At 38.5% G+C, this 13,100-nt stretch carries 10 protein-coding genes and 2 pseudogenes; all 12 read left to right on the plus strand.

The genetic code is table 11. The features are described from left to right. Positions 1-57 precede the first annotated feature (57 nt). Positions 58-1,140: a UDP-N-acetylglucosamine--undecaprenyl-phosphate N-acetylglucosaminephosphotransferase gene (wecA, locus tag ARADI_RS10100; RefSeq protein ID WP_119711981.1), complete on the plus strand. Its 1,083-nt coding sequence runs from the start codon at positions 58-60 to the stop codon at positions 1,138-1,140. A gap of 31 nt (positions 1,141-1,171) precedes the next feature. Then, positions 1,172-2,230: pseudogene (gene wzzE, locus ARADI_RS10105) on the plus strand (ECA polysaccharide chain length modulation protein). Between the two features lie 118 nt (positions 2,231-2,348). Continuing rightward, on the plus strand, positions 2,349-3,479 hold the full coding sequence (wecB, locus tag ARADI_RS10110) for a non-hydrolyzing UDP-N-acetylglucosamine 2-epimerase (protein ID WP_119711982.1): 1,131 nt from the start codon (positions 2,349-2,351) through the stop codon (positions 3,477-3,479). Further along, entirely contained in the window at positions 3,476-4,738 is a 1,263-nt protein-coding gene (wecC, locus tag ARADI_RS10115; RefSeq protein ID WP_119711983.1) for a UDP-N-acetyl-D-mannosamine dehydrogenase, read from the plus strand. Before wecB ends, wecC begins: the two co-directional genes overlap by 4 nt. Continuing rightward, positions 4,729-5,805, plus strand: a complete 1,077-nt coding sequence (gene rfbB / locus ARADI_RS10120) for a dTDP-glucose 4,6-dehydratase (protein ID WP_182853190.1) — start codon at positions 4,729-4,731, stop codon at positions 5,803-5,805. Before wecC ends, rfbB begins: the two co-directional genes overlap by 10 nt. A gap of 16 nt (positions 5,806-5,821) precedes the next feature. Beyond that, on the plus strand, positions 5,822-6,703 hold the full coding sequence (rfbA, locus tag ARADI_RS10125) for a glucose-1-phosphate thymidylyltransferase RfbA (RefSeq protein WP_119711985.1): 882 nt from the start codon (positions 5,822-5,824) through the stop codon (positions 6,701-6,703). Then, positions 6,681-7,403 (plus strand): dTDP-4-amino-4,6-dideoxy-D-galactose acyltransferase, encoded by a 723-nt coding sequence (gene rffC, locus ARADI_RS10130; RefSeq protein WP_119711986.1) that lies wholly within the window; start codon positions 6,681-6,683, stop codon positions 7,401-7,403. The genes rfbA and rffC overlap by 23 nt, the downstream gene beginning before the upstream one ends. Then, positions 7,390-8,520: a dTDP-4-amino-4,6-dideoxygalactose transaminase gene (gene rffA / locus ARADI_RS10135; RefSeq protein ID WP_119711987.1), complete on the plus strand. Its 1,131-nt coding sequence runs from the start codon at positions 7,390-7,392 to the stop codon at positions 8,518-8,520. Before rffC ends, rffA begins: the two co-directional genes overlap by 14 nt. Position 8,521: 1 nt before the next feature. After that, positions 8,522-9,772 (plus strand): lipid III flippase WzxE, encoded by a 1,251-nt coding sequence (gene wzxE / locus ARADI_RS10140; protein ID WP_119711988.1) that lies wholly within the window; start codon positions 8,522-8,524, stop codon positions 9,770-9,772. Next, positions 9,769-10,851, plus strand: a complete 1,083-nt coding sequence (locus ARADI_RS10145; RefSeq protein WP_119711989.1) for a TDP-N-acetylfucosamine:lipid II N-acetylfucosaminyltransferase — start codon at positions 9,769-9,771, stop codon at positions 10,849-10,851. The genes wzxE and ARADI_RS10145 overlap by 4 nt, the downstream gene beginning before the upstream one ends. Continuing rightward, positions 10,851-12,187, plus strand: a pseudogene (gene wzyE, locus ARADI_RS10150) (ECA oligosaccharide polymerase). Before ARADI_RS10145 ends, wzyE begins: the two are co-directional and overlap by 1 nt. A gap of 28 nt (positions 12,188-12,215) precedes the next feature. Further along, positions 12,216-12,953, plus strand: coding sequence for a lipopolysaccharide N-acetylmannosaminouronosyltransferase (gene wecG, locus ARADI_RS10155; protein ID WP_119711990.1), 738 nt, complete (start codon positions 12,216-12,218; stop codon positions 12,951-12,953). The last annotated feature ends 147 nt before the right edge of the window (positions 12,954-13,100 follow it).

Genomic DNA, 13,100 nt, shown 5'->3' on the forward strand with positions numbered 1-13,100 from the left:
TACATGGAAATGGGTGCAGTGAATGATTTCTAAAAAAATTATAAGAGAGTAAATATTGTGCACACACTAAATTTACTAATCGACGTTTTTTGGGTTTTCTTGTTTTCTCTGATTTTCATATTTATTGCGAGAAAAGTGGCAAAAAGATTTGGTCTAGTAGATGAACCTAATCATCGAAAAAAACACCAAGGAGAAATTCCTTTGGTTGGTGGTATTGCGGTTTTTTTTGGTATCGGTTTGGCATTCATGATTACGCCCGAATATATTTCACATAAATGGTTGTATTGGATTTGTGCTGGGGTTTTGGTATTTGTTGGAGTATTCGATGATCGCTTTGATATTAGTGTTAAAATTCGAGCGACTATTCAAGCTATTGTTGCGTTGGTCATGATTTATTTTGCTGGTCTAACGTTAGATAACTTAGGTTATGCTTTTGGGCCATGGCATGTAACGTTGGGGCCTTTAAGCTATTTAATGACGTTATTTGCTGTTTGGGGCGCAGTCAATGCTTTTAACATGGTTGATGGTATTGATGGTCTGCTTGGTGGACTTTCTTGTGTCTCCTTTGCTGCATTAGGCATTTTGCTTTATCAAAATGGCAATATGGCATTAGCTTTTTGGTGTTTTGCTGTTATTGCGGCCATTCTCCCTTATATATTCCTGAATTTAGGTTTATTAGGAAAGCGTTATAAAGTGTTTATGGGGGATGCGGGTAGTACATTAATTGGTTTTACTATTCTTTGGTTGCTGTTGATGTCGACACAAGCTGAGCAACCTTCGATTAAACCAGTGACAGCCCTTTGGATTATTGCTATTCCTCTGATGGATATGATTGCCATTATGTATCGGCGTCTGCGTAAAGGAATGAGTCCTTTTTCACCAGATAGACAACATATTCATCATTTAATTATGCGTTCAGGTTTTACCTCAAGTCAGGCGTTTATCTTGATTACAGTATCGGCAGCTATTTTAGCAGCGGTAGGTATGATCGGTGAACGTTCAAATTTTATTCCTGAATGGGTGATGTTGGTATTATTTTTGCTTATATTTGCTATCTATGGCTATTGTATTAAACGTGCTTGGAAAGTGGCGCGTTTTGTGAAACGTGTTAAACGTCGGATGCAACGTATAGCAAAATAAATAAACAAATGTTTAAAGGAGTTTCATACCAGTGACAAAATCAGAAACACAACTCAAACCTAATTCTCACTCACAGTCTCTTGAATATGAGTTAGATATTAGAAGTTTATTTTGTGCGCTATGGCAGGGAAGAATATGGATTATCTCTTTAGCATTTATTTTTGTAGCTGTTGCATTGATCATTTCTTACATGATGCAACAAAAATGGAGTGCTAATGCGGTCGCTGATTTACCTACAGTTAATAATTTAGGCGCATATTATTCCCAGCAGCAATTTTTACAAAATTTGGATTTGCATATTAATGAAACACAGGATAATCAGTTGCCAACAATTTCGAATCAGGTTTATCAAGAATTTACTACTCAAGTAGGTTCTTATGATACCCGGCGAGAGTTTTGGTTAAATAGTGATTACTATAAAACCCGCATGGAAGGAAATGCTAAGGCTGATACTGTATTACTTGATGAATTAATTGATGATATTCAATTCACTCCCCAAGATGATAATAAGATACTTCATGATAATGTAAAATTAGTTGCTGAAACGGCTACTGATGCAAACCGATTACTACGTGAATATATTTCTTTTGCCAATAAACGAGCTAGTTTTAATCTTAATGAACAGATTAAAGGCGCGTGGGCAGCAAAGGCACAGTCTTTAAAAGCATTAATTAAACGCCAGGAAATGGTCGCAAAGGCAAATTATGAACGGCGTTTAAATAACCTACAGCAATCGTTCAAAGTTGCGCAAAAATAAGGTATTTCACGTAACAAAGTTGATGTCCTCATCGATCAGCTGTCTGATTCAGAAATGTTTCTATTAGGTACTTCATTATTACAAGCACAAATTGAGACATTACAGGCAACAGGACCTAATTATGATGAAAACTATGATCAAAATATAGCGATGTTAACGACATTAAATGTAGAATCCGCTCTCGAGAATAATTTTCAAACTTATCGCTATTTAAGAACACCAGAAGATCCCGTTAAACGTGATAGCCCTCGTCGAGCATTAATAATGATCATTTGGGGAATGATTGGTGCCTTAAGTGGAATAGGTATTGTGTTGTTAAGGCGTAATACCTAATTATTTGCTAAACACATAGCAATAGAGGACTTCAACAAACTATTAATATGTGAAGGTAAAATCATTATTGATGATACATCTCATTAGTAAATGAGGTTAAAATAAAAAGAGAGTCACTGTGAAAGTATTGACTGTGTTTGGTACTCGTCCTGAAGCCATAAAAATGGCTCCACTGGTACATGCTTTGACAAACGATGAGGCTTTTGAGTCGAAAGTTTGCGTAACTGCTCAACATAGAGAAATGTTGGATCAGGTATTGCATCTTTTTGAGATAACACCTAATTATGATTTAGATATTATGACCCCGGGACAAGATTTAACTGATATTACGTGCCGTATTCTTGAAGGAATGAAACCCGTATTGTTATCTTTTAAACCCGATGTGGTATTGGTTCATGGTGATACCGCTACCACTATGGCAACCAGCCTAGCTGCTTTTTATCAGCGTATTCTGGTTGGTCATGTTGAAGCAGGATTGCGTACTGGTAACTTATATTCTCCCTGGCCGGAAGAAGCCAATCGTAAAATTGCCAGTCATCTGGCAACGTATCACTTTGCGCCTACCGAGTATTCACGAAAAAATTTACAGCATGAATCGATCCCCGCTAATCGTATTTTTGTTACAGGTAACACTGTAATCGATGCGTTGTTCTGGGTGCGAGATAAAGTTATCAATGATACCACTATACGAGCAAGCCTTGCCACGCAATACCCTTTTCTTGACCAAAATCAAAAAATGCTGCTGGTTACAGGGCATCGGCGGGAAAGTTTTGGTAGCGGATTTGAACGTATTTGTCATGCATTAGCTGAAATTACCAAAAATCATGCTGATGTTCAAGTTGTCTATCCGGTTCATCTTAATCCTAATGTGAGTGAACCAGTACAACGCATCTTGCAGGGTATTAATAATATCAACCTGATTGATCCACAGGATTATTTACCTTTTATTTATTTAATGAATAACGCTTATTTGATCCTTACAGATTCAGGGGGTATTCAAGAAGAGGGACCAGCTTTAGGTAAGCCAGTATTAGTGATGCGTGATACTACTGAGCGACCTGAAGTGGTTGAAGCTGGTACGGTACGTTTAGTGGGCACGCAAACAGAAAATATTGTTCAAGCGGTAACACAATTACTTACGGATGACCATGCTTACCAGAAAATGAGCCGGGCGCATAATCCTTATGGTGATGGTAAAGCTTGCCAGCGAATTCTTGAAGCGTTGAAGACAAATCAGGTGACATTATGAGTTTTGAAACTATTTCTATTATTGGTTTAGGTTATATCGGTTTACCGACTGCGGCCGCTTTCGCTGCCCGGCAGAAAAAAGTGATTGGGATTGATGTTAATCAACATGCGGTTGATACGATTAATCAAGGTAAAATTCATATTGTTGAACCAGATTTAGATAAAACGGTAAAAGCAGCCGTAGAAGCTGGCTATTTGAAAGCGTTTACTACACCGCAAAGGGCAGATGCGTTTTTAATTGCGGTTCCTACACCGTTTAAAGATGATCATCAGCCTGATCTCTCTTATGTCATGGCAGCGGCAGAATCAATAGCGCCATTATTGAAAAAAGGCGATTTGATTATTCTAGAGTCTACCTCGCCAACTGGAGCGACTGAGCAAATGGCACAGCGGCTAGTAGATATGCGATCTGATCTGACATTTCCACAGCAACAGGGTGAAAACTCAGATATTGATATTGCTTATTGCCCTGAGCGGGTTTTACCGGGAAAAGTCATGGTTGAGCTGATAAAAAATGAGCGGGTAATTGGTGGGATGACGATCAAATCATCCCAACGAGCCAGTGATTTATATCGTATTTTCCTTACCGGTGAATGTTTAATCACCAATGCCAAAACGGCAGAAATGTGTAAATTGACAGAAAATAGTTTTCGCGATGTCAATATTGCTTTTGCCAATGAACTCTCTTTTATTTGTGCAGAACAAGGGATTAATGTTTGGGAGTTGATTAATTTGGCCAATAGTCACCCGCGGGTCAATATTTTACAGCCAGGTCCAGGTGTTGGAGGCCATTGTATTGCGGTCGATCCCTGGTTCATTGTTGCTCAGAATCCAAAGCAATCTCGTTTGATCCAGACAGCCCGTTTGGTTAATGACAGCAAGCCAATTTGGGTGGTCGATCAGGTCAAGACAGTATTAGCCGATTGTTTAACCGAGACAGGCAAACGGGCAAATGAAATTAAAATTGCCTGTTTCGGTCTCGCCTTTAAGCCGGATATTGATGATTTACGAGAAAGCCCCGCTATGCAAATCACTAAAATGATTGCAGATTGGCATACTGGTACCACTTATGTAGTAGAACCTAATATTAATGAATTGCCAAATGCACTGAAAGCTCTTTGTCAATTGGTCTCAACTGAGGTTGCCGTTGCTAATACAGATATTATTTTGTTACTGGTTGACCATAAACAATTTAAGGCGATCAAGGGTGAACGAATCCGACAAAAATGGGTAGTTGATACCAAAGGAGTTTGGCGTTGAAACGTATTTTAATTACTGGTGGGGCTGGATTTATTGGTTCGGCAGTTGTTCGTTATATCATTGAGCATACTAACGATAGTGTACTAGTGGTTGATAATTTGACTTATGCGAGTAATTTGGAATCTTTAGAGTCAGTGAGAGAAAGTCATCGCTATGCTTTTACTCAAATAAATATTTGTGATCGACCGGCAATTGATGAAATTTTTCAGCGATATCAACCTGATGCCATTATGCATTTAGCGGCAGAAAGTCATGTTGATCGCTCGATCGATGGGCCAGCTGCCTTTATCGAAACCAATATTATCGGTACTTATCTTTTATTGGAGGCTGCTCGCAATTATTGGAATCATTTGAACCCGCAGAAAAAACAGTCATTTCGTTTCCATCATATTTCTACCGATGAAGTTTATGGTGATCTGCATACCACTGAGGGGCTATTTACCGAAATAACCCCTTATGCACCGAGTAGCCCTTACTCAGCTTCGAAGGCTTCCAGTGACCATTTAGTTAGAGCCTGGCAGCGTACTTATGGGTTACCAACATTGGTGACCAATTGCTCAAATAATTATGGTCCTTATCATTTTACTGAAAAATTAATTCCTTTAATGATCTTGAACGCCATAGCTGGTAAATTATTGCCTGTTTATGGTCAAGGTGAACAGATACGTGATTGGCTGTATGTTGAAGATCATGCCCGTGCATTGCACCTAGTCATCAGTCAAGCCGATGCGGGTAAAACTTATAATATTGGTGGCCATAATGAACGTAAAAATATTGATGTAGTAAAGACAATTTGCTGCCTGCTGGAAGAGTTACGCCCGGTTAAGCCTGAAGGCGTGGCTCACTATTGTGATTTAATTACTTATGTAGCGGATCGTCCAGGCCATGATGTGCGTTATGCCATTGATGCTAGCAAGATAGAACAAGAGTTAGGATGGAAGCCACAAGAGACCTTTGAATCGGGTATTCGTAAAACCGTTGAATGGTATTTGAACAATGAAACCTGGTGGCGCCATGTGCAAGACGGTTCATATGCAGGTGAACGTCTAGGCATCGTGACAAAATAGGAAACGAGGAGAGGTGATGAAAGGCATTGTTTTGGCTGGTGGCTCTGGAACCCGTTTGTACCCTATTACACGAGGAGTTTCTAAACAACTGTTACCTATTTATGATAAGCCGATGATTTACTATCCGCTTTCGGTACTGATGTTGGCAGGTATCCGAGAAATATTGATTATTTCCACGCCTGAAGATCTGCCTAATTATCAACGGTTACTTGGCGATGGTGATGCCTTCGGTGTTCATTTCAGTTATGCTGCACAACCTTCGCCGGACGGATTAGCGCAGGCGTTTTTGATCGATGAAAGTTTCATAGGTGATGATGCTTGCTGCTTGATATTAGGTGACAATATTTATTTTGGGCAGGCTTTTAGCGATAAATTGAAATCTGTGGTGGCTCGTCAGTCGGGAGCAATAATTTTTGCGTATCAGGTGATGGATCCTGGACGTTTTGGCGTAGTTGAATTTGATGAAAAGTTCAAAGTGCTGTCTATTGAAGAAAAACCTCAGCAACCTAAATCTAACTGGGCGGTTACTGGCCTCTATTTTTATGATAATCAAGTAATTGACTTTGCTAAACAAATTAAACCTTCGCTACGTGGAGAACTTGAGATCACTTGTCTGAATCAAATGTATCTTGAGCGTGGAGAGCTAAATGTTGAGCTGTTAGGCCACGGATTTTCCTGGTTAGATACCGGCACCCATGACAGTTTGATTGAAGCGAGTATGTTTGTGCAAACCGTTGATAAAAGGCAGGGATTTAAAATCGCTTGTCTGGAGGAAATAGCATGGCGTAACGGTTGGTTGACGGATGAACAGGTTCGAAAATCAGCGGAAAAACTGGCGAAAACCGGTTATGGTCAATATTTACAGGATTTGCTGCATGTCTATCCACGCCAATATTGAAATACTCAGTTGGGAAAGCGATTTCTTTAAGCGTAAAATGGCCAAGTTACATTTTGCACCCGATGCGCCAATTGTCTCATTAGATCAACTAGCTGACTACGATATTGTGCAAGCTAAAATTGCTACCGCTGATACTAAACTGATTGATGCAATATTGGCGATGGATTTTTGGCTGGTAGAAAGTGAAATCGATTTTTGTCTAAATATTGCCAGTAGGGCAAAAAATCACAGTTTAGATCTGGCTGTGGCGACGGAACAGGATATTGAAATATTGAAAAGTATTGCGGCTACGGCTTTTTCATATAGTCGTTTTCGCCCGCCCTGGTATCGATTAACAGATAATGCCCGTTTTTATTCTGTTTGGCTTGAAAAAGCAGTTAAGGGTATTTTTGATGATCTTTGTTTATTAGTTAACGATAAGCAAGGAAATATTCAAGGTTTTGTCACCATAAGGAAACTGCCAACTGAAAAAGAGGCGCGTATTGGTTTATTAGCCACTGCTCGAGCCCATCAGGGCAAAGGGGTTAGTAAACAATTACTAGCAGCCGCCTGTCAATGGTGTGAGCAGCAAAGGATAGAGCGATTAAGGATAGCGACTCAAATTAGCAATATTTTCGCTATGCGTCTCTATTCACAAATGGGTACGCAAATTGAAAGCACAGCTTATTGGTTATATCGAGGACGACATGATTCCATTTAATAAACTACCGGTTATTGGTACTGAATTAAGTTACATGCAAGAAGCCATGCAGAGTGGCAAATTATGTGGTGATGGGCACTTTACTCAGCGTTGTGAAGAATGGATGGAAAAGCATTTCAAATGCCCGAAAGTACTGTTGACACCTTCTTGTACCGCCTCTTTGGAAATGGCGGCGCTTTTGCTTGATATTAAACCTGGCGATGAAGTCATTATGCCAAGTTTTACCTTTGTTTCTACTGCTAATGCTTTTGTCCTAAGGGGCGCAACGATTGTCTTTATCGATATACGTCCTGATACCATGAATATGGATGAGACTAAAATTGAAGCGGCGATCACGGCCAAAACTCGCGCTATTGTCCATGTTCATTATGCTGGTGTGGCTTGTGAGATGGATACCATTATGGCATTGGCAGAAAAACATCATCTTTATGTTGTTGAAGACGCGGCTCAAGGTGTTATGTCCACTTATAAGGGGAAAGCGCTTGGTACGATAGGGCATATTGGTTGTTATAGTTTCCATGAAACAAAAAATTACTCTTCCGGAGGTGAGGGGGGAGCGATACTGATTAATGAACCTTCACTTATTGAGCGAGCAGAAATTGTGCGGGAAAAAGGTACGAATCGCAGTCAATTTTTCCGTGGCCAAGTTGATAAATATACTTGGCGAGACATTGGTTCTAGTTACTTAATGTCAGATCTACAAGCGGCTTATTTATGGGCGCAATTGGCGCAGGCGAATAAAATTAATCAGCGTAGGCTAGCGTTATGGAAAAACTATTATCAGGCGATTAAACCTTTCGCTGAAGTTGGTAAATTAGATTTGGCGGTTATACCGGCAGATATAGAACATAATGCCCATATGTTCTATATCAAATTAAAAAATATTGAACAAAGAACCGCGTTTAATAAGCATATGCAAGCAGCAAATATTTTGTCAGTATGCCATTATGTTGCTTTACACTCTAGTCCAGCAGGTCATAAATTTGGCCGTTTTCATGGTGATGATTGCTATACGACGAAGGAAAGTGATCGTTTAGTTCGTTTACCGATGTTTTATAATCTTACCGATGAAGAGCAGCAACAAGTGATCAATCAAATCCAATGTTTTTTTGCTTAGTATGTTATTAGCTAAAGCGTCTGTTTGGACAGCTATTTCAACCTTAATAAAAATTGGGGCAGGGTTAGTTGTTATCAAATTATTGGCAGTCTCTTTTGGTCCGAGCGGTGTTGGTCAGGCGGGAAATTTCCGTCAACTAATTACTGTACTTGGTGTTTTATCTGGTGCAGGGATTTTCAATGGCGTGACTAAATATGTCGCTGAATATCATCAGACACCAAAAAAACTAGACGCTGTATTAGGTACCTCATCATTAATTATTTTGGGTTTTTCAACCCTATTAGCGCTTATTTTTTTACTATTTAGCTCATTTATCAGTCTGGCACTATTTGGTTATACCCATTATCAAATGGTTATTTGTGCGTTAGGATTGATACAAATGGGTATCGCTTATGCGAATTACTTTTTGGCAATACTAAAAGGTTACAGTGATGCGAAAGGTAATGCACTATCGATTATCGTCGGTAGCTTATCAGGCGTGATTGCTTACTATTTTTGTTTTAGATTAAGTGGTTATCAAGGGGAGCTAATAGGATTGGCTTTAGTTCCTGCATTAATTGTTGTACCAGCCGCGATTATGATCTTACATCATAAACAGCTGAACTGGTCATATTTTAAACCAAGGTGGAATAGTACCATTGGTCATCACTTAGCTAAATTCACCTTAATGGCGTTAATAACCTTAGTCACGTTGCCGGTTGCTTATATTATGATGAGAAATTTATTGGCTGAGCGTTATAGTTGGGATGAGGTGGGTATTTGGCAGGCAGTGAGTAGTATTTCAGATGCTTATTTACAGTTTATTACCGCATCTTTTACCGTTTATTTATTGCCAACTTTAGCTAAATTACAGCATAGAGATGAGATTAGTGCAGAAATTTTTAAAGCTTTGAAGTTTGTTTTACCGGCGGTTGCGTTAGCCAGTTTTACCGTATGGCTATTACGAGATCTAGCAATTTGGCTGCTTTTTTCCGATAAGTTTATTATAATGCGCGATCTCTTTGCTTGGCAGTTGATTGGTGATGTATTGAAAGTAGGCGCTTATGTATTTGGTTATTTAGTTATTGCTAAGGCCGCATTACGGTTTTACATTTTAACGGAGATGACTCAATTTGCGCTGTTAACAGGGTTTGCTTATTGGTTAATACCAGCTTACGGCGCGTTAGGTGCTGCCCAGGCTTATATGGCAACTTATATTGTTTATTTTATGCTTTGTAGTGGCATATTCTATCTTTACCACAGGTGCACATGAAAACCTTAATCCATGTATTAGGCTCTGACATCCCACATCATAACGAAACAGTGTTAGCATTTTTTAATGATGTTTTATTTTCGTCAATACCATCACCAGAAAAAAGACAGTTTATGGTTGTTAACCGTGACCTCACCCTAGTATCACGCTATCCAAGACTACACATTAACCAATTTGATAATAAAAAAGCAATTGCTAAAGTTATTGCTATGCAAGCAAAAGCAGATAGAAATTGCCAATTCTTTTTTCATGGTCAGTTTAATGTATTAATTTGGTTGGCATTATTGTTTGGTAAGATCCGCCGACAACAATTTTTATGGCATATTTGGGGAGCTGATCTCTATGAAGACTCAGCTGCATTGAAATTTAAATTATTTTATTATTTTCGGCGTCTGGCATTTAGACCGGTAGAGCATGTTTTTGCTACCCGAGGGGATTTAAATTATTTTTCTCAGTTAAATCCAACTATACCAACATCACTACTCTATTTTCCAACCAAAATGGATCCAGCCTTAACTGTTTATGAAAAATCGATTAATCAAACGGATAAAGTGACAATTTTGGTTGGTAACTCAGGTGATAAATCCAATCGACATATTGAAGCGTTGCAGGCTATCAAAAAGCAGTTTGCTTCTCAGCCGGTCGAAATTTTTGTTCCTATGGGATATCCCGCTAATAATCAAGTATATATTGCCGAAGTTGCCCAGGCGGCCGAAAATTATTTTCCTAATGAAGAAGTGACAATTATTAAGGAAAAAATGGCTTTTGATGATTATCTCACTTTACTGCGTTGTTGTCATTTAGGTTACTTTATTTTCAAACGACAGCAAGGTATAGGCACATTGTGCTTATTAATTCAGTTTGGCATTCCTTTTATTATTAGCCGGCAAAATTACTTTTGGCAGGATCTTATTGAGCAGTCAGTACCTTTTCTATTTTATGATGATCAATTAGATGAACGGCAACTGGATACCCTGCGACAGAAAATGATGTTAACGGATAGAAGCCAAATAGCTTTTTTCAACCCTAATTTTATTAAAGGATGGCAAGCTGCATTAACATCGATAGGAGAGCAGTAATGACTATGATGGAATTTGGTGGCCTATCGATTGTCTATTTTATCTCTCTGATATTAATTTTGGCACTAACATATCGTGAATTTCGACAAGTACGCTTCAATTTTAATATCTTTTTCTCTCTACTTTATTTATTAACGTTCTACTTTGGTTTTCCATTAACGGGATTACTTGTTTTTCAATTTGATGTTAATGTGGTATCAACCAATGCATTATTGAATGCGCTGCTCTCATCCATCAGTTTTTATATTATTTATTATATCGCTTACAAAACCCGCTTGCGAACGGGTGTCCAACAATCTGAACAGTCGTTATTTACTATGAATGGGGTAGAAACGTGGCTAACTTGTCTCTTGTTGATGCTCATTACTATAGTGACAGTAGCAATATTTTTCTTACAAAATGGCTTTTTACTGTTTCGTTTACAGTCTTATAGTCAGATTTTTTCTAGTGAAGTTTCAAGTGTAGCATTAAAACGTTTTTTTATTTTTTCATTCCGGCAATGTTAATTGTCTATTTTTTAAAGCCGACCCAGTGTCGCTGGTTATTTTTTCTCTTTAGCACAGTTGCTTTTGGCGTACTTACTTATCTAGTTGTCGGTGGAACACGGGCTAATATTATTATCGCCTTTGCGCTTTTCCTATTTATCGGTATCGTCCGTGGCTGGATTAATTTATGGATGCTAATTATCGCTGGTGTTATTAGCATTATTAGTATGTTTTGGTTAGCATTAAAGCGTTATGGATTAGATGTTAGTGGTGCGGAAGCTTTTTATACTTTTCTCTATTTAACGCGTGATACCTTTTCGCCATGGGAAAATTTGGCTTTGTTACTAGATAATTATGACAAAATCGAATTCCAAGGATTAGCGCCTATTGTACGTGATTTTTATGTTTTTATTCCCACTTGGCTATGGCCTGAACGACCTGATACGGTATTGAATTCAGCCAATTATTTTACCTGGCAAGTGCTTAATAATCACTCTGGTTTAGCTATATCGCCCACATTAATTGGTTCTTTAGTGGTTATGGGTGGGGTTATTTTTATTCCTATCGGTGCAATTGGCGTTGGCTTGATTATTAAATGGTTTGATTGGCTTTATGAAAAAAGTAAGATTGAAATTAATCATTATAAAGCCGTTATTCTGCAAGTTTTCTGTTTTGGCGCTATTTTTAATATTATTGTCCTGGTTCGTGAAGGGGTAGACTCTTTCGTATCGCGGGTGGTGTTTTTTGGCTTGGTATTTGTGCTTTGTTTGTTTGTTGCCAAACTGGTTTATTGGTTATTTGCCAAAGCCGGTTTAATTCGCATATATACCACGAATGATTGTAAAAAATAAGCTAAATAATAGCTTACTGGAGTAATGTATGAAGCAACAAGTGATCCCGAAATATGATATTCGAGGTCATCTTATTTGGGGTTTTCATGATATACCCCATTTCCTTAATTATCTATTTTCAGATCAAGAAGTTAAGCATGGAACATTGGTGGCTATCAATGCGGAAAAAGTCCTAACAGCAGAGCAAGACCGTAACTTAAATGCGTTGCTTGCTGAAGCAGAATATCTCTATGCTGATGGTATCAGTATTGTCAGGGCGATTCGTCGTAAATACCCACAAGCAAAGGTTTCACGTATTACGGGTGCTAATTTGTGGGAAGCATTGATGGCAATTGCAGGTCAAAAAGCTATACCCGTGTTTCTACTTGGTGGAAAAGCGGAAATTCTTAAACAGACTGAAAATAAACTTCGTACCCAGTGGCAGGTAAATATTGTCGGTAGCCAGGACGGTTACTTTAAGCCGGAACAATGTGAAATATTATTTGAGCGCATTAAGGCTAGTGGAGCAAAAATTGTTACGGTAGCAATGGGTTCACCAAGGCAAGAAATTTTTATCCAGGATTGCCGGCAAGTATATCCAGATGTACTTTATATGGGAATAGGTGGTACTTACGATGTTTTTACCGGATATGTAAAACGAGCACCTAAATTATGGCAACAATTAGGATTGGAATGGTTATATAGATTGCTTTCTCAACCAAGTCGTATCAAACGACAGATAAAATTATTACGCTTTCTGGGTTACTATTATAGTGGCAAACTGTAGTTTTTATCTGTGTATTATTTCTATCGTGAAGGTTCGTTTTAATAGTAGTAAATTTCAATTCCATCTGCTATGTTTTCTTTTAAATAGGGTATTTGGCTGCCAACTGTTTTTTCATTGTTGAGTAATTAACACTATTTTGATTACATT

The organism is Arsenophonus endosymbiont of Aleurodicus floccissimus (assembly GCF_900343025.1).
Lineage (GTDB): Bacteria > Pseudomonadota > Gammaproteobacteria > Enterobacterales > Enterobacteriaceae > Arsenophonus.